18 protein-coding genes are annotated in these 17,444 nt (G+C 63.4%); 13 read left to right on the forward strand and 5 right to left on the reverse strand.

The window, feature by feature from the left end; all coding sequences use genetic code 11:
- Positions 1-206: 206 nt before the first annotated feature.
- Complete coding sequence (locus tag BLT09_RS25775; protein ID WP_091598515.1) at positions 207-1,238, reverse strand: CapA family protein; 1,032 nt, start codon at positions 1,236-1,238, stop codon at positions 207-209.
- A gap of 155 nt (positions 1,239-1,393) precedes the next feature.
- Between BLT09_RS25775 and BLT09_RS25780 the strand changes: the two genes are divergently transcribed.
- The 6 genes from BLT09_RS25780 (at position 1,394) to BLT09_RS25805 (ending at position 9,269) form a co-directional block, all read left to right on the forward strand.
- Positions 1,394-2,644: a hypothetical protein gene (locus BLT09_RS25780; RefSeq protein ID WP_091598348.1), complete on the forward strand. Its 1,251-nt coding sequence runs from the start codon at positions 1,394-1,396 to the stop codon at positions 2,642-2,644.
- Between the two features lie 110 nt (positions 2,645-2,754).
- Positions 2,755-5,967 (forward strand): excinuclease ABC subunit UvrB, encoded by a 3,213-nt coding sequence (gene uvrB, locus BLT09_RS25785; protein WP_091598351.1) that lies wholly within the window; start codon positions 2,755-2,757, stop codon positions 5,965-5,967.
- Positions 5,968-6,407: 440 nt separating this feature from the next.
- A complete protein-coding gene (locus BLT09_RS25790) occupies positions 6,408-7,937 on the forward strand; it encodes an ABC-F family ATP-binding cassette domain-containing protein (RefSeq protein WP_091598518.1) in 1,530 nt (509 codons plus the stop codon).
- A 104-nt stretch (positions 7,938-8,041) separates the two neighbouring features.
- Positions 8,042-8,227, forward strand: coding sequence for a hypothetical protein (locus BLT09_RS25795; RefSeq protein WP_091598354.1), 186 nt, complete (start codon positions 8,042-8,044; stop codon positions 8,225-8,227).
- A gap of 199 nt (positions 8,228-8,426) precedes the next feature.
- Positions 8,427-8,855, forward strand: a complete 429-nt coding sequence (locus BLT09_RS25800; RefSeq protein ID WP_091598521.1) for a VOC family protein — start codon at positions 8,427-8,429, stop codon at positions 8,853-8,855.
- Between the two features lie 60 nt (positions 8,856-8,915).
- Positions 8,916-9,269 (forward strand): DUF1428 domain-containing protein, encoded by a 354-nt coding sequence (locus BLT09_RS25805; RefSeq protein WP_091598357.1) that lies wholly within the window; start codon positions 8,916-8,918, stop codon positions 9,267-9,269.
- Positions 9,270-9,276: 7 nt separating this feature from the next.
- On the opposite strand, the gene BLT09_RS25810 is transcribed toward BLT09_RS25805, so the two are convergent.
- The gene (locus tag BLT09_RS25810) at positions 9,277-10,911 is read right to left on the reverse strand and encodes a tetratricopeptide repeat-containing sulfotransferase family protein (RefSeq protein WP_091598360.1); all 1,635 of its coding nucleotides are present in this window, start codon (positions 10,909-10,911) and stop codon (positions 9,277-9,279) included.
- A 195-nt stretch (positions 10,912-11,106) separates the two neighbouring features.
- Positions 11,107-11,301, reverse strand: a complete 195-nt coding sequence (locus tag BLT09_RS25815; protein WP_091598363.1) for a hypothetical protein — start codon at positions 11,299-11,301, stop codon at positions 11,107-11,109.
- A 382-nt stretch (positions 11,302-11,683) separates the two neighbouring features.
- On the opposite strand from BLT09_RS25815, the gene BLT09_RS25820 reads away from it, so the two are divergent.
- The 4 genes from BLT09_RS25820 (at position 11,684) to BLT09_RS25830 (ending at position 14,106) form a co-directional block, all read left to right on the forward strand.
- Positions 11,684-11,950 carry a hypothetical protein gene (locus BLT09_RS25820; RefSeq protein ID WP_091598366.1) on the forward strand — a complete coding sequence of 89 codons (267 nt, stop codon included), beginning with the start codon at positions 11,684-11,686 and terminating at the stop codon, positions 11,948-11,950.
- Positions 11,947-12,195, forward strand: coding sequence for a hypothetical protein (locus tag BLT09_RS25825; RefSeq protein WP_027151070.1), 249 nt, complete (start codon positions 11,947-11,949; stop codon positions 12,193-12,195). Before BLT09_RS25820 ends, BLT09_RS25825 begins: the two co-directional genes overlap by 4 nt.
- 50 nt (positions 12,196-12,245) lie before the next feature.
- A complete protein-coding gene (locus BLT09_RS34455) occupies positions 12,246-12,383 on the forward strand; it encodes a hypothetical protein (protein ID WP_167366538.1) in 138 nt (45 codons plus the stop codon).
- A 169-nt stretch (positions 12,384-12,552) separates the two neighbouring features.
- Positions 12,553-14,106: an EAL domain-containing protein gene (locus BLT09_RS25830; RefSeq protein ID WP_091598369.1), complete on the forward strand. Its 1,554-nt coding sequence runs from the start codon at positions 12,553-12,555 to the stop codon at positions 14,104-14,106.
- Positions 14,107-14,193: 87 nt separating this feature from the next.
- On the opposite strand, the gene BLT09_RS25835 is transcribed toward BLT09_RS25830, so the two are convergent.
- Positions 14,194-14,595 carry a Kazal-type serine protease inhibitor family protein gene (locus tag BLT09_RS25835; protein ID WP_023799870.1) on the reverse strand — a complete coding sequence of 134 codons (402 nt, stop codon included), beginning with the start codon at positions 14,593-14,595 and terminating at the stop codon, positions 14,194-14,196.
- A 500-nt stretch (positions 14,596-15,095) separates the two neighbouring features.
- Here BLT09_RS25835 and BLT09_RS25840 point away from each other — a divergent pair, with 500 nt between their 5' ends.
- From BLT09_RS25840 to BLT09_RS25850, 3 genes are all read left to right on the forward strand, one after another.
- On the forward strand, positions 15,096-15,308 hold the full coding sequence (locus BLT09_RS25840; protein WP_023799871.1) for a cold-shock protein: 213 nt from the start codon (positions 15,096-15,098) through the stop codon (positions 15,306-15,308).
- 268 nt (positions 15,309-15,576) lie between these two features.
- Positions 15,577-15,789 carry a cold-shock protein gene (locus BLT09_RS25845; RefSeq protein WP_006202521.1) on the forward strand — a complete coding sequence of 71 codons (213 nt, stop codon included), beginning with the start codon at positions 15,577-15,579 and terminating at the stop codon, positions 15,787-15,789.
- A 232-nt stretch (positions 15,790-16,021) separates the two neighbouring features.
- The gene (locus tag BLT09_RS25850; RefSeq protein ID WP_091598524.1) at positions 16,022-16,435 is read left to right on the forward strand and encodes a BA14K family protein; all 414 of its coding nucleotides are present in this window, start codon (positions 16,022-16,024) and stop codon (positions 16,433-16,435) included.
- Between the two features lie 113 nt (positions 16,436-16,548).
- Here BLT09_RS25850 and BLT09_RS25855 read toward each other — a convergent pair whose 3' ends face one another.
- Entirely contained in the window at positions 16,549-17,190 is a 642-nt protein-coding gene (locus BLT09_RS25855; protein WP_091598371.1) for an MBL fold metallo-hydrolase, read from the reverse strand.
- Between the last annotated feature and the right edge of the window lie 254 nt (positions 17,191-17,444).

Genomic DNA, 17,444 nt, shown 5'->3' on the forward strand with positions numbered 1-17,444 from the left:
ATCCGCCTGCCGGCACCTTCTCCCCGTGAACGGGGAGAAGCCCGCTGTCGCTGCGCTGGCGCTCGTTCGGCGAGGCTGTGATTCGCGAAGTCATCAAATGACGGCGTCTTTCTCCCCGTTTACGGGGAGAAATGTCCGGCAGGACAATGAGGGGCAGCGCCATACCTGTGCGATAAGCAACGTGCGACTAGCCCTCACTTACGGCGCTACGGAAAAATCGCAGTCAACCGGCCTTCGACTTTGCTGCGCATTCGGTCCTCCAGCGCCTCGACGGGAACCAGATGCTCATGGTCGCCGGCGCGCAGCCGCATGAAGGGATGCAGCCGGTAGGCGGCAACGGCGCCACGCGTGCCGGCGTCGGCGCTGATATCGACGGTCAGGATGCTACCGATGCGGCCGGGCCATGGCTGGCGCGCAAAGGCGGTGCCGAGGAAATCGCCGAGCCCATAGGCGACGAGCGCCTTGCCGATCCGCTCCACCGGTTGCACGACATGGGCATGGTGGCCAGCGATCAGCCCGACGCCCTGCGCGGCCAATCGCCGGGCCAGCGCCCGCGTTTCAGCCTGCGGAAAATGCCGGAATTCCCAATCCCAATGTGGCACGGCGCAGGTAAGGTCGACGGCGTCGCGGCGCGGCCATCGTGCCGGCTCGCCTTGCATCGACACACGGCCGGCGAACGCCGCCGCGCCGGCGTTGCGCCACAGCGTTAAGGCGGCGAAGCCTATTGTCAGCGGCCCGACTGCGACGCGTTCGACCGGACCGGCGGCCGCGGTACCGATGCTGCGGATGCCAAGCCGTTCCAGCGCTGCCACGGTCTCGTCAAAACCCTCGACGCCCTGGTCGAGCGCATGGTTGTTGGCGAGCGACAGCACCAGCCTATCGCGCGAGATGCCGACGGCGGCCAGCGTCTCGGCAAGGAACCGCTCGGTCATGGCATGACGGGTGCCAAGCTTCGTGCCCATCGCCGCGCCCGGTCGCTCCACCACCGGGCTTTCGCAATTGCCGATCACCAGATCGGCGGAGCCGAGCAGCGTGGCGATCGCCGGGTCGCATTGCGGCGCGCTGCGATTGGCCACCGCCGAGATATCGCCGACAAAGGCGAGCCGCACCGTTCGCGCCGGTGGCGGCTCGATCATGATTCCTGCTGCTGGCGCAAGGCATTGGCGACCGCCGCTGAGCGAAGGCTTCAAGAAGCGTGGCAGCCAGGACAATTTGTAGGAAAGCGGATAATTCGACACGCGCAGCCTGCACCGGGATGAATGGCCACGGTAGACGATGCGCCCGATATAGCGAAGCGCCTCCGTTCGCAATCGTGCGGCCAGATGCCCCGCAGTAGGCGCAACACACAAGATGCGTATATGGTTGCCGCCGAACGGCATACCGGAGGACCAAGATGACGCGATTTCCGAGCCTGCTGGCGTCCGCCCTTCTTCTGCTGCTGCCGGTTGCTTCCGCCGGTGCCGCGGCCCGCGAACCGGCCGCCCTGTTCGAGGCAAAAACCGTGGCCGACCGCGACAGCACGCTTGCTGCGCTGGAAGCCGCTGCGCCCACTGATCCTGCGTCGGCCTACGCCACCGGCGCCGGCCAATTCTTTTCCGCGCTGGAGATTCTGGCCGGCGGTCTGCACCGCCACGGTTTCGAAAGCCCGCAATCCTTCATGCTGCCGCTGATGCGGCTGCCGGTGTCGGACAATCCCAATCCCGCGCCGCTGACCTACGACGGCTTCCGCGCCATCCTGGTCGCCTTCCGCGATCGGCTGGAAAAGTCCGCCGCCACGCTTGGATCCGTGCCTCCCGATGCCGACATCGGCATCGAGGTCGACCTCACCCGTCTCGGCATCGACCTCAACGAGGACGGCCAGATCGCGCCGGACGAAAGTGCCGCCGCAATCATGGCGTCCCTGTCACGCGGCGGTGCGCCAGACCCGGCCGCACCCGCCCTCACCTTCCGCTTCGACCGCGCCGACGGCTACTGGCTGCAGGGCTATGCCGAATTCCTGATGGCGCAGGCGGATTTCTGGCTGGCGCATGACTTCAGCAACGCCTTCGACGGCTCGTTTCACATGCTGTTTCCGCGCGCAAAACTGCCGCTGCAGGACACGCTCGTGCCGCCGGACGGCGGCATGAGCGGCGGCATGTTGTCGGCCGAGTGGCGCATCGCCGACTTCATCTCGCTGGTTCATCTGGTCAATTGGCCGGTGGTCGAGCCGGAGCGCCGCCAGGCGGCGCGCCGCCACCTCATGGAAATGATCCGGCTGTCCCGCGAAGACTGGAAGGCGATCCGCGCCGAAACCGACAACGACCGTGAATGGCTGCCCGGCCCGCAACAGAAAGGCGCCAGCCCGCTCACCGGCCTGGCGGTCGGCGAGGAGCAGGTCCAGGCCTGGCACGCCGCGCTTGACATGGCCGAGGACCTGCTCGAAGGTCGCATCCTGCTGCCGCATTTCCGCTTCGCCGACAAAGGCATCGACATGAAGCGCTTTTTCGACAAACCAAAGCCCTTCGATCTGGTGCTGTCGATCACCGGCCCGGCCATCGCGCCCTATCTCGAGAGCGGAAAGATCCTAACCAGCGAAGAGTTCGACCAGATCCGGCGCCAGTTCGGCGGCGCCGGGTTTTTGACCTTTGCGCTGTGGTTCAACTGAGGGCGTTTCGACATCGCTCCTGACACCCTTGTGTCAGCAGCCTGGTTTCCTCTCGCGCCCCTGGCCACTCCGCTCTTTCCATTTTGGCCGATACCTCCCATATTTGGGGCATGGCCAAACTTCCCGACAAAAAGACGCCGCCGCCGGCGCGTGACGATCGTGCTTCGCCGCCCAAGCGGCGCAGCCCGTTGACCGATTTCCTCGATGCGTCGGAGCCATTGCACAAGGGCGGCTTTGCCGAGGCGCCGCAGGCTGAATTGTCAGGCACGCCGCTGACCGGCTCGATCGCCGATTGGGCCGAGCAGATCGAGCAGGAGGCCGAAAAGGAAGGGCGCCAAGTCCCCCCCCTTGAGGGGGAGATGTCGCCGAAGGCGACAGAGGGGGTCGGCAAAGGAAGCGCTCAACATAAGGCATCGTCGAGCCCGGCCGCACCGACCCCACCCGGCGGCTCCGCCGCCACCCTCCCCTCAAGGGGGAGGGAAGTCGCCAAGGCGAAAAAGATCCCCGAACGCTCCTCCTCTCCGGGCCGCACGGCGCGAGGCACCTCGATGGGCGGCGCGGCGTCTGCCAGGGAGCGCACTGCGGCTGGCCTCAATCCTGTCGCCGGCCTCGATGTTTCGCTGGAGGAAGCCGAGACCATGGCCTCCGGCGGCGTCACCGCCACCGTTGCGGCGCTGTCGGCGCTGATCGAATCCGGCAACCCGCTGCACAAGGACGGCGTGCTGTGGACACCGCACCGCCCGGCCCGGCCCGAAAAATCCGAAGGCGGCATCGCCATCAAGATGGTGTCGGATTTCGAGCCGGCCGGCGACCAGCCGACGGCGATCAAGGATCTTGTCGAAGGCGTCAACGACAACGACCGCACCCAGGTGCTGCTCGGCGTCACCGGCTCGGGAAAAACTTTTACCATGGCCAAGGTGATCGAGGAGACGCAGCGCCCTGCCTTGATCCTCGCCCCCAACAAGACGCTGGCCGCGCAGCTTTATTCCGAGTTCAAGAAATTCTTCCCGGAAAACGCCGTCGAGTATTTCGTCTCCTATTACGACTACTACCAGCCGGAAGCCTATGTGCCGCGGACGGATACCTTTATCGAAAAGGAATCGTCGATCAACGAGCAGATCGACCGCATGCGCCATTCGGCGACGCGCTCGCTGCTGGAGCGCGACGATGTCATCATCGTCGCCTCGGTGTCCTGCATCTACGGTATCGGCTCGGTCGAGACCTACACGGCGATGACCTTCCAGATGCAGATCGGCGACCGGCTCGACCAGCGCGCGCTGCTCGCCGATCTCGTCGCCCAGCAGTACAAGCGGCAGGACATCAACTTCGTCCGCGGCTCGTTCCGCGTGCGCGGCGACACGATCGAGATTTTTCCGGCCCACCTTGAGGACCGCGCCTGGCGCATTTCGCTGTTCGGCGACGAGATCGAGGCGATCACCGAATTCGACCCGCTGACCGGCCAGAAGACCGGCGAATTGAAGAGCGTCAAGATCTATGCCAATTCGCACTATGTGACGCCGCGCCCGACACTGAACCAAGCCATCAAGTCGATCAAGGAAGAGCTCAAGCAGCGGCTGGTGGAACTCGAACGGGCAGGACGCCTGCTCGAGGCGCAGCGGCTGGAGCAGCGCTGCCGATTCGACCTCGAGATGCTGGAAGCCACCGGCTCCTGCGCCGGCATCGAGAACTATTCGCGCTATCTCACCGGCCGCCAGCCGGGCGATCCGCCGCCGACCCTGTTCGAGTACATCCCCGACAATGCGCTGGTCTTCATTGACGAAAGCCACGTCACCGTGCCGCAGATCGGCGGCATGTATCGCGGCGACTTTCGCCGCAAGGCGACGCTGGCCGAGTACGGTTTCCGTCTGCCGTCCTGCATGGACAACCGGCCGCTGCGTTTCGAGGAATGGGACGCGATGCGCCCGCTTTCGGTCGCGGTTTCGGCGACGCCCGGCGCCTGGGAGATGGAGCAGTCCGGCGGCGTCTTTGCCGAGCAGGTCATCCGCCCGACCGGCCTGATCGATCCGCCGGTCGAGGTGCGCCCGGCCAAGACCCAGGTCGACGACATCGTCGGCGAAATCCGCGAAACGACAAAAGCCGGCTACCGCACGCTGGTCACCGTGCTGACCAAGCGCATGGCCGAGGACCTGACCGAATATCTGCATGAGCAGGGCATTCGCGTCCGCTACATGCACTCCGACATCGACACGCTGGAGCGCATCGAGATCCTGCGCGACCTGCGCCTCGGCGCCTTCGACGTTCTGGTCGGCATCAACCTTTTGCGCGAAGGCCTCGACATCCCCGAATGCGGCTTCGTCGCTATTCTCGATGCCGACAAGGAGGGTTTTTTGCGCTCCGAAACCTCGCTGATCCAGACTATCGGCCGTGCCGCCCGAAACGTCGACGGCAAGGTCATCCTATACGCCGACCAGGTCACCGGCTCGATGGAGCGAGCGATGGCCGAGACCAACCGCCGGCGCGAAAAGCAGATGGAGTGGAACGCGGCCAACGGCATCACCCCGGAATCGGTCAAGTCGCGCATCTCCGACATCCTGGACTCGGTCTACGAGAAGGACCACGTCCGCGCCGACATCTCGCAGTTCACCGACAGCGCCGGCGCGATGATGGGCAACAATCTGAAAGCCCATCTCGATGCGATGGACAAGCAGATGCGCGACGCCGCCGCCAATCTCGATTTCGAGAAGGCGGCCCGCATCCGCGACGAGATCAAGCGGCTGCGCGAGATGGAACTGTCCATCTCCGACGATCCGCTGGCCAAGTATGCCGACATGGAAAGCCCGGTTTCGGGCCGCGAAAAGGGCAAGCACAACAAGGGCCGCGCCATCCACCGCACGGTGGATGATGACGGCAAGGGTCTGTTCCGCAAGCCCGCGCTCGACGAGATGGGCGCCGACGGCGCCGTGCTGGTCAAGAAGCCGCTCTTCGCAAAACCCTCGCTCGACGCCATGGGTCCGGGCACCGACATGCCGACGCCCGCCGGGGCGGTATCGCGCTCGCTGTTCAAGAAACAGTCGGCCGAAGAGGCGCACGGCTCCGATTTCGGCATCCCCGGCGAGCCGACCAAGCCGCTGTTCAAGAAGAACTCGCTCGACGAAATGACGGTGCGACGGACTGAAAAGCCTGTTGAGGGAAAAGTGCCGGCCAAGCCACAGCCGATCTCCCCACCTGTGGGCGCGAAGGAACGCGACGGTTCGGCCAAGCCAGTTGTCCGCCAGCGTTCCGGCATCGGCTCCTACGAAGACCCCGCCGACGCCCGCCGCGAAAAGCGCCGGCCGGGCAAGACGGGCAGGCCGGGACGGTAGTGAGCTTCCCTTCTCCCCTTGTGGGAGAAGGTGGCCGAGCGAAGCTCGGTCGGATGAGGGGTGTTCCAGCTTGGCAAAAGCGGTGCTCCGTCCAGCACCCCTCAACCGTCTCGGCGCTGCGCGCCGATCCACCTTCTCCCACAAGGGGAGAAGGGATGCGCCCGCCCTTGCCATCGGCCCCTCCCTTGGTGTAGCCAGTTCTACAACTCGAACGTCTTGAAAGGAGGGCTGCGTGCATATCGACCACCACCGTCAGCGCGGCCCTGTCCCTGCCCTGCGAGCTTGCTTGCAGGGCTGACCAAAGACGGTCCGGGTTCCCCCGCTTCGATTTTCTTGGTCCTGCCCTTCGTGGTGCTGCAACGCCGAGCCTGATGGCCAGCCTGCGCACCGTCAAAGTGCATCGAACCGGAATTCATTCCGGGCAGACCAGAGAAACCAACATGGCCCTGATCAGCCTCAAGTCCCTCGGCGTCACCATGAGTGCGCCGCTCTTTTCCAACCTTGACCTCAGCATCGGCACCGGCGACCGGCTCGGCATCGTCGCCGCCAACGGCCGCGGCAAGTCCACCTTGCTGAAGTGCCTGACCGGCGAGATGGAGCCGACATCCGGCGACATCACCCGCACGCGCGGCCTGCGCGTCGGCTATGTCGAGCAAGCCATTCCCGCAGCATTGGCCGAGCACGGCTTTCAGCAGGTGGTGGCCGACGCCTTGCCGGCCGAGCAGGCCCAAAGCGAGCAATGGCGCGTCGATGTCGTTCTCGATTCACTCGACGTGCCGCAGCCGATGCGCGAGCGGCCGATGCGGGCCTTGAGCGGCGGCTGGCAAAGACTGGCGCTGATCGCCCGCGTCTGGGTCACCGATCCCGATGTCCTGCTTCTCGACGAGCCGACCAACCATCTCGACCTCGCCAAGATCAGCCAGCTCGAAACCTGGCTGAACGCACTGCCGCGCGAGGTGCCGGTGGTGATCGCCAGCCACGATCGGGCTTTCCTCGACGCAACGACCAACCGGACGCTGTTCCTGCGCCCCAAGCAGTCGCCGGTATTTTCGTTGCCCTATTCGCGGGCGCGCGATGCGTTGAGCGAAGTCGACGCCTCGACCGAGCGCAAGTTCCAGCGCGACATGAAGGTGGCGCAGCAATTGCGCCGGCAGGCGGCCAAGCTCAACAACATCGGCATCAATTCGGGCAGCGACCTTTTGACGGTCAAGACCAAGCAGCTCAGCCAGCGCGCCCAGCGCCTCGAGGAGGTCGCAGCACCGGCGCACCGCGAAAAATCGGCGGGCGCGATAAAGCTCGCCAATCGCGGCACCCATGCCAAGGTGCTGATCACGCTTGACGACGTGGCGGTCGAAACGCCTGACGGCACGCTGCTGTTCAGGATCGGCAAGCGCCACATCTGCCAAGGCGACCGCATCGTGCTGCTCGGCCGCAACGGCGTCGGCAAGTCGCGGCTGATCAGCCTGATCAGAGATGCCGTCGTCGAGCCAGATACAGCAATACAAGGCGTGAAGGTGACGCCGTCGACGGTGCTCGGCTACAGCGACCAGGCATTGTCGGGCATCAGCGGCGACGACACGCCGCTGGCGATGCTCTCGCGCAGATTCGATGTCGGCGAGCAGCGCGCCCGCTCGCTGCTGGCGGGCGCAGGCGTCAGCATCGACATGCAGGAGCGCCGGATCGGCGTGCTGTCGGGCGGACAGAAGGCGCGGCTGATGATGCTGGCGCTCAGGCTCGCCAATCCCAACTTCTACCTGCTCGACGAGCCGACCAACCATCTCGACATCGACGGCCAGGAGGCGCTGGAGGCGGAATTGCTCGGCCATCAGGCGAGTTGCGTGCTGGCATCGCACGACCGCTCCTTTATCAGGGCGATCGGCAACCGTTTCTGGCTGATCAAGAAGCGGCGGCTGGCCGAGATCGACAGCCCGGAAGACTTCTTCCGATCGGTGGCAGAAGCGGACGGTTGAAGCTTTGCGGCAAAAAAATCTGACGCTCTGTCGGATCATGGCCGCGCGCCACGTCCTTGGGATGCCGACACGGTGATGCCGGCGCCAATCGAGGAGAGAGCATCATGTCCATTCTGTCGTCCGTTAGTCGCATCGCGACCCGTTACTCGGCGGCTCGCGCCCGTTACCGCAGCGAGCGCGCCCTGCTTTCATTGCCGATCGAACTGCGCAAGGACATCGGCTGGCCGGAGATCGTCGTCGACGCGCAAAACAGCCGCCGGATTGCAATCTCCTTGTCCGAGGCAAGATGATCCGAGGCAAGTTGAAGAGACCAACCGGCCGCAGCGGCGCCGTCATAAGCCTTGCGCGTCGCCCGGGGTCACTCCAACCGCCGGCGGCCCGGCGCATCTGGTCCCGGCATTAAAAAATGCATCTGACATGTAGGATCGCCGCCGCTTCATTCGTCCTGTGATCCGCAAGGTCAAACCAAACGCAGAGAGGAGCAAAAAGATGAACGACCAGCCCCAAACCCAGCCTAAAGCGAAAGTCCTCGGCGGATTGACGCCCTACCTTCAGCTGGACGGCGCCTTCAAGGCTTCGGAATTCTATCAGAAGGCCTTCGGCGCCGAGCAGGTCTTCTTCTACCCGCCGGACGAGCAGGGCCGGACGATGCACATCCATCTCCACATCAACGGTTCGACCTTGATGATTTCCGACTTCTATCCCGAGCACGGAATGGCCCCGGTGAAGCCGCAGGGCTTCACCATGCAGCTGCATCTCGGCAGCGACGACATCGACGCCTGGTGGCAGCGCGCCATCGATGCCGGTTGCAAGGTCGGCACGCCGCTGCAGGTGATGTTCTGGGGCGATCGCTGGGGTCAGTTGACTGATCCCTTCGGCGTGGAGTGGGCGATGAACGCGCCAGTAAAGGCGGCGTAGCGCCACCGTTTCTTCCTTCTCCCCTTGTGGGAGAAGGAAAATCCAACAAGGAGAACCACAATGTCCTATGTCGATGGTTTCGTACTCGCCGTGCCCAAGGCGAATCTCGATGCCTACAAGGAAATGGCGCGGCTGGGCGGCACTGTCTGGATGGAGCATGGCGCGCTTGCCTATGTCGAGTGCATTGGCGACGACGTGCCCTATGGCGAAATGACCTCGTTCCCGCGCGCCGTGCAGGCCAAGGACGACGAGATCGTCGTCTTCTCGTGGGTCGTCTATGAATCGCGGCAGAGCCGCGATGCGGTGATGGCCAAGGTCATGGCCGATGAGCGGCTGAAGTCCGACTGGTCGGCGATGCCGTTCGACGGCAAGCGCATGATCTTCGGCGGCTTTCAGCCCTTCATTGAGTTGTAGGCCCGCATTACGCCAGCCGGTCGAGCAGCGGCTTGAGCCGGTCGCCATAGCGCTTCCACAGATCGACCGAGCCCTGGTACATCGGCTGGCGCACCTGCGCCGCCGACGCCGTGCGCACCGGCCGATCGGTCTCGTGGAACGACAGCACTGCATCGTCCCATGGCAGGCCGAGATAGGCGATCAGCGCCCGCGTCTGCCCTTCCTGGTCGGCGACGAAATCCTCGTAGCGCACATCATGCACGACATCAGGCAAAACGGTGCGCCAATGCGCCATGATGTCGGTGTAGAGATTGTGAAAATCGGCGAGCTCGCCGAGATCGTAGCCGTAGCGGTGGCTGTCGCCGCGGAAATGCACCTTGTAGATCGACAGGCAGGTCGCCGCCGCGTCGCGCGCGCAATGGATGATCTTGGCCTTGGGCAGCATCAGATGAATGAAGCCGACCAAAAGGAAATTGCCGGGCATCTTGTCGGTGACATGCCGGAAACCCGGATAGCGGGCGTGCAGCAGGTCCAGATAGGCCTGGCCTGCCTCGGCAAAGGCCTTGTCGGGCATGTCGGCGATCCCGCTGGGGAAACCGCCCTTCATACCAGGCGGAAACTGTTTTCCCACCGCCGTCTTCAAAATGCCGAGCTCGCCCGCGCCATAGACCTGCGGATGGCTGGCGATGATCTGCTCGACAAGCGTGGTGCCGGAGCGCGGCATGCCGACGACGAAGATCGGCGTGTCGTCGGCAATCCCGCTCGGTCTGTGGTTATCGAAGAAGGCCTTGTCGAACACCGCCTTCATCGTTTCGAATTCGGCGCGTGTCTTGTCCGCATCATAGTCGATGCCCATGCGGCGGATGGCATTGCCTTCGGCGAAATAATCGAAGGCACGGCCATAATCCTTCAGGTCGTCATTGGCCTTGCCGAGGCCGAACGAAAGCTGCATGCGCGCCAGGCTGCCGTCCGGCGCCTTGGCGTGCTGCGCCTCCATCCCGGCAAGCTCGGCGTCGCGCTCCTGCTGGCGCTTGACCTGGGTGAGCAGCAGCCAGGCCCTGGCCATGCCGGGATCGACCGCCAGCGCCTGCCGGAAATGCTCCGCTGCCTCTGCGAGGCTGCCCTTCTCCATCAGCCCGACGCCCAGCCCGTGCAGCAGGTCGGCGTCCTTCGGCCGAATTGCCAATGCTTCGCGGAAGACGGCGAGCGCCTCGTCGAGCCGCCCAGCCTCCTGCAGCGTTTCGGCAAGCCCGATGCGGGCGCGGACATGGAACGGGTTGCGGCCGATGGTGCCGCGATAGATCTCCTCCGCGCCCTCGAACTGGCCGAGTTGCTTCAGCGAGGAGCCGAGATTGTCGCGCGCCGCGAGTTGCTCCGGCCGGATTGCCACCGCGCCACGGAAGAAATCGACGGCTGCACCGACACGGCCGAGGTCGCGCATCACCGTGCCGAGATTGTTGAGGAAATCTGGATTCTTGGGTTGCAGGCGCACCGACTGTTCGAGGAGATCAAGTCCTTCGGCGCTGCGCCCGGTCTGGTGCAGCAGCAAACCGAGGAAATGTGCTGCCGCCGCATGATTGGCCTTTTGCGCCAGCACCTGCCGGTAGAGCATCTCGGCTTCCTGCCGGCGCCCCGCCTGATGCAATTGCAGTGCCTGCTGCACGTGCTGGTCGAGCCCCAGCGGCGGCTGTCCGCCTGAGCCGAAATTGCCGCCCGCGCCTGCCGGTCTTCTCGGATCTCTGTTGATGGGAAACCTGCCGTGTTTTGTCCGCCTGCCGCGATCTAAGCCATCGGCGCGGCAGGTTCAAGGGTTCGCAGGCCAGCTTGCCGGAAATCCTGGGTTCATGGGCCGGCCGTGTCAGATCAGGCGGTTGGTCTCCGCAACCTGTCTGGCCCGCCGCAGCGTGCCGTCGGTATCGGCGATCCTGCGCCTTGCTGCCTCGTCACTTCGTATCGTCAGCCGTGCCGACACGACTTTCGCAGGCCCGGCGACCTGCTTGACAATCGGCTTGATGGTTACGGTCGAACCATTAGGTGTTTTCACGGAAACCATGATTTTTCCTTTCAGATATAAATAAAAATCGATGCCGGGATGAATTTTTCCGGCACAATCTCAAACAATTCTTGTGAAGTTTCCGGACCGTATCACCATTTCCCAAATAGCCCTAGAAAAGTAAATTTACGACAAGGTCGGCGACAGGCGGGAATCTTCTTGAATAAACCGCATTTTGGGATTAATGAATTGAGATCGTTTTTTGGGCCAAGCTTGGCATCTCGCGGCGTCAGAAGTTCTCGACCCGCCAAACTCATTCCAGATCGCCGATACCCAAATTGCCGATACCCAAATTGCCGAACAGGGACCCACGACCTTAAGTCCCGGTGCCGCGAAGCGGGCACCATCTTGTCGGATCCAAGACGCACTTCGAGGCACGAGAATGTCTGGCCGAACTACCCATTCCATCGCGCATTTCGAGGCACCGTTCATGATTGGCGGCCTGGACGGACAATTGCCGGCCGGCGACTACGACATCGACCATGATGAGGAGCTTGTCGATGGCATCTCGTGGCTTGCCTGGCGCCGTGTCGCCACATTCATCCACCTGCCGGCAAGGACGGTGAAAAGCCAGACCAGCCAATTGGTCGCCATCGACTTCGCCGAACTCGAAACCGCGCTGAGGCGCGACCAGGAGAATGCCGTATGATCCGCTTCCAGCAGAACGCGCGCCCGCGCACCGACACGCCAGCGCATCTTTTCGCGATCGGCCAGACCGTTCGCATGAAGAGTCGCACCGGCCTTGTCCAGAAGACCGCCGAGCTGTTCCAGATCAAAAGCAGGCTGCCGGTCAAGGACGGCTCGCCGCAATACCGCATCCGCAGCGACGAGGAGACCCATGAGCGGGTCACCACGGAAGACAATCTCGAAGTGGCCGACGATCCAAACAGCTAGCCGCCCATCAACCGTCGCCACCATGTTCACCAATCACGAGGGACCAGGAAATGGCCAAGGGTCAACAGCGCAGCAACCGCGAGACACGCAAGCCCAAGAAGGACAAGACGGCGGCAAAACCGGTCTCCCCCTTCGGCTCGGCTGTGAAGCAGGCGGAAGCCGGTTTGAAACCGAAGTCCAAGGGCTAGCGGCAAACGGATGAGCAGCCCTGCATTCATCCAGCCATCGCGGGCCAGATTAAAGATCACGTAATTTCGAAGCCCTATAAGGTCCGCTGGAACCGGGCCCGATCACGGTTGGCTGCCTGGCGGGCCGCGCGCGAAATCGTCGCTCGCAGCCGAAGGCAGGGAGGCGCACATGGACAGGTCGCGCATCATCGTGACTGCGGTGGTGCTGGCCCTGCTCGGGGCGATAGTGCCCATCGCGGCGATGTTCCACTTTTCATGGGTCCTGGCGGTTCAAGAAGAACACGAGCGGCTGGAGCTGTTCGCCAACCGCGCGATCGCCAGGGCCAGCATATCCCTCAAGGATGCAGCCGGCGCGTTGCGGGAGATCGACCGGTTCACCGGCGACCGCTGTTCGGTGGACCACATTGCCCGCATGCGGCGGCTCACCATCAACACGCGCTCGATCGAAGAAATGGGCTATTTCGAAAACGGCCTGCTCAAATGCACATCCTGGGGACCGACCGAAGGAAGCGTTGCGCAAGCCGCACCGGATTTCACCGCTGCAGACGGCGTTGCCGTCACTGCCCGGATACGGCCCCTGGCCAACCAGGACCATCCGCTGATGGCCCTGCAGTACAAGCGCCATAATGTCCTTATCGACCCCCTGCGCTTTGTCGACATCGTCGTCGATCCCGACGTTCAGCTTGCCCTGGCGACAAACACGGGCGTCCTGCTCAGCGCGCTGAACGGGCCTGATCCTGCGCGCATCGGCAAGATCATCGCCGACCCGGGCAAAGGCCTGGATGACGGTCATCTGTTTGCCGCGGTGCGCGGGACGGACTGGATCGCCGTCGCCACTGAACCGGAAAGCCAGATTGTCGACAGCGTGCGTCGGCGGCAATTGCTGTTGCTTCCCCTCGGCGCTTTCATCGCCGCCTTCATCATCGGCATGGTTGTCTGGCTGTCACGGCGGCGGCTGTCGCCGCTTGGAGAATTGCAGATTGCCGTGCGCAAGCACGAGTTTATCGTCCACTATCAGCCGATCGTCGCGCTCAGGACAGGCAATTGCGTGGGTGCCGAAGCGCTGGTGCGCTGGAGACGACCCGACGGCTCGCTGGTCCGGCCCGATCTTTTCGTCCCGCTGGCCGAAGAGAGCGGCCTGATCGCGGCAATCACCGACCAGATCATCGCCCTTGTTGTTTTGGACCTGAAAAAACTTCTTGTCGCCAATCGTTCGCTCCACATCGCGATCAATCTCAGCCCGGCCGACGTCAGAACGGCAAGGGTCCTTCCGGTCATCGAAAAGGCCCTGCAGCACACCGGAATTCAGCCTCGGCAGATCTGGCTGGAGGCGACGGAGCGCGGTTTCGTCGACGTCGGTTCAGCGCGTTCGACCGTCATTCGCGCCCGCGAGCTTGGCCATGCGGTCGCAATCGACGACTTCGGCACAGGCTATTCGAGCCTGTCCCATCTCGAGGGCCTGCCGCTCGATGCGCTGAAGATCGACAAGTCGTTCATCGACACGATCGCTACGGATTCCGCCACCAGTTCCGTCACGCCGCATATCATCGACATGGCCAAGACGCTGAAGCTGAAGATCATTGCCGAGGGCGTGGAGACGCAGGCACAGGTCGACTATCTGATGGAACGCGACGTCGACTATGGTCAGGGTTGGTTGTTTGCCAAACCTATGCCCGCGGCCGAGTTCATGGCCTATTGCCGCAGGGCGGGGCTGCCGGCGTAAAGGCAAGAGCCGCCAGCTGCCGTCGCGCGGCTGCGCCCAGTTGATGGATGAGCCTCCCCGCCCGGAGACGGGGAGTAAACCAGCCTCTCAGCAGGGACCGTCGTCTACGATGCGATAGTCGGCGGCGCGAGCCTCGCAAGCGTTGGGGAAGGTGCGCAACTCGCCGCCGCGGCGGGCGCAGACCGGGCGGTATTCGCGCGTGCAGAACGTCTGCTCTCCATCACCGCCACCGTCGCGGCACCGGCCGCCGCTGATGATGCGATATCCGGCCCGCTCGGCAAGGCAGGCATTGGCGAAGGTCTGGCGGTCGCCACCGCGCCGGGCGCAGACCGGATCATATTGTCTGGTGCAAAATTGCGGCTCGGGCCGAGGCGGGCGGTACCCCGGTCCGTCCTCCTCCACCACCACCGCGGTACAGGCTGCAAGTACTGCCGACAGCAACAGGATGGCAAAACCCTGTCGCGAGAAGATTGCCGCAGGAAATTTCATCACCAGACCTCCCTCGAGCCCCCGCTCCAATGCATGTCACCCAAAGCATGCCCACGGGACTCTGACCCGAGGGTGCGAAGCGGTTTGGGACAACGGCATGCCAAAAATGAAGCCGATCCTCGCCATTCCACCCGCCGAATGCAACCCCTGTTTGCAGGCTCCCAGCCTGCGTGGCAGGGCTATGGCCGACGACCACCGGGCGAGAACACCGCTTTCTCGATGCCGTGCGTGCGGACGCGCCCATGGGCGGCCGTTGGCGCTACCTTGCAACCACCGCGTTTCCGTGCGATAAATTTTGTGTTCGGGCATTTGCGACCCGGAGAGCGGAACGTTTTGGACGACCTTTCCCCGATACTGTGAATCTCTGACGGCCCCGTTTTTCGGCGGGGGGTTTTGACCATGCGCCAATGCATGACTGCCGAAGCAACCACCGGGACTTGCCCACGGCGTCAGGCGGCGGGCAAACCACAAAGACTGACACGGGTGAAGGAGTTTCCCCAATGGCCCAGACCGGCACCGTTAAATTCTTCAACGCTACCAAAGGCTTCGGCTTCATCACGCCAGATGACGGCGCCAAGGATGTGTTCGTTCACATCTCCGCGATCGAGGCTTCGGGCCTGCGCACGCTCGTCGATGGCCAGAAGGTCACGTTCGATGTCGAGCCCGACCGCATGGGCAAGGGACCGAAGGCGGTCAATCTCCGCGCGGACTGAACCGTCAGCGCTCACTCCAGCCCGGACGTGCCAGGCCGGAGGTGCCAGGAATGAGCCCGAGGCCGCTCCAAAGGCCTTGAACCGGCTTTCAGCGCCGGACCCGAGTTTCGAAGGGCGCGGCGGTTTCGTCGCGCCTTTTTTCGTGGCAGGGCGGCAAGCCACTGCTCGCAAAACTTTCTCTTGCCGATGGCGCTAAAATAAACGACAAATTTCCACTCGGGCATTTGCCGGCCCGAGACTGGACTTGATGGGATCAAAGGAGCTTCCCATGCCGCAGACCGGCACCGTCAAATTCTTCAATCATGCCAAAGGCTTCGGCTTCATCACGCCGGATGATGGCGCGAAGGATGTCTTCGTCCATATTTCGGCCGTGCAGGCGTCGGGTCTTCCCGGTCTTGAGGATGGGCAGAAGGTAACATTCGACACCGAGCCGGACAAGCGCGGCAAGGGTCCGAAAGCCGTCAACCTGTCGATCGGCTGAGCCGAGTTCGAGACAGCGTCGGACGGTCCGCTGGCGCAGCTCCGCTCCTTGTTGAGCATACGATATCTGTGCCTTTCGCCATGCCTGATCGATGAATCGACTGGTCCCAGCCCGCCAATTTCGTTCAGCCCCCGTTCAGCCACGGTCACCTATTAATCTTCGGTAAAGCCGGACCGCATCCCCCAGATTACCCGGGCCGCAGATTACCCGGGCCGGCATGAAGGAGACCGAGATGAACCGAATTTTCAAGACCGCCGTCCTGTCCGCCGCAATTGTTGCAACCACGCTCGCGACCTTGCCGGCGGCCAGCGCTGGTGACTGGCGCCACCGGCACCACCGGGGTAATGGCGATGCGATCGCGGCAGGCGTCCTTGGCCTCGCGGCCGGCGCCCTGATCGTTGGCGCGCTCAACAACCCGCAGCCCAGCTATTACGACCCCGGCTATGACGATTATGGTCGTTATCCACGGCCCGCCCCGGTGCGCCGCTACTACACGGAACCGCGGGTCGTCTACAATGACAGCTATGCCGAGCCATGGACCCGTGGCTGGTATGAATATTGTTCGGATCGCTATCGCTCTTTCAACGGCCGCACCGGCACGTTCACCGGCTATGACGGCGAACAGCATTTCTGCACCGCGAACTGAGGCTTCCCTGCCCCCCAAAAAGCGCTGTCCGCAAGGCCAGCGCTTTTTTTTCGGCGTCATAAGGAAAGGAGAGACCGACGCGCGCCGCGTGACGCTCCGCAGCCACGACGCGTTTAAATCAGGAAGGGGTTGCTCCGGCGCTCCTCGCCGAAGCGGCCGCCGGGACCATGGCCGCAGATGAAGCCGATGTCGTCGCCGAGCGGCAGAAGCTTGTTCTTGATCGAGGCGATCAGCGCGGCGTGGTCGCCGCCCGGCAGATCGGTGCGCCCGACCGAGCCGCGGAACAACACGTCGCCAACATGGGCGAACTTCGCAGCACGATTGTAGTAGACGACATGGCCGGGCGCGTGGCCCGGGCAATGAAAGACTTCGAACGCGTGCTGGCCGAACGAGACGGTATCGCCTTCGCCGAGAAAGCGGTCGGGCACGCAGTTGCGCACCGGCTCGGTGATGCCGTAGTGTTTCGCCTGCTTCTCGAGATTGGCAAGCAACGGACGGTCGGCCTCATGCGGGCCGATGATCTCGATGCCGAGCGCGTCCTTCAGCTCCATGGCGCCGCCGGCGTGGTCGATGTGACCATGCGTGATCCAGATCGCGCCGGCGTTGATCGCATTGTCCTTGAGCACTGCCAGCACCTTGTCAATGTCGCCGCCGGGATCGACGACGACGCCTTGCCTGTCGTCCATGTCGAAGAGGATGGTGCAGTTTTGCTGGAAGGCCGTGACCGGCACGATGCCGGCGTTGAGCTGACCCATGATCGTCCTTTCGCTGTGTCGCTTCTGATTTAGAGACACATGCGAACGTCGTCCACCGCATCCGGCTGTCGCGACAACGCCAAAATGAAATGGGCGGCCGAAGCCGCCCACGCAAAAGCCCGAAACCGCTAAAGCGCGTCGCGGCTGAATGGATTTATGCGACGCGCTTTAAGTTATTGTTTTTATGCATGTCGTTATCGCAAAACCGCTGCGCATCACGGGTCAGGCCCTGGAGGGCATGCTTTTGCGCGACA

Origin of the sequence: Mesorhizobium muleiense, from assembly GCF_900099905.1 — a bacterium.
Taxonomy (GTDB): domain Bacteria; phylum Pseudomonadota; class Alphaproteobacteria; order Rhizobiales; family Rhizobiaceae; genus Mesorhizobium; species Mesorhizobium muleiense.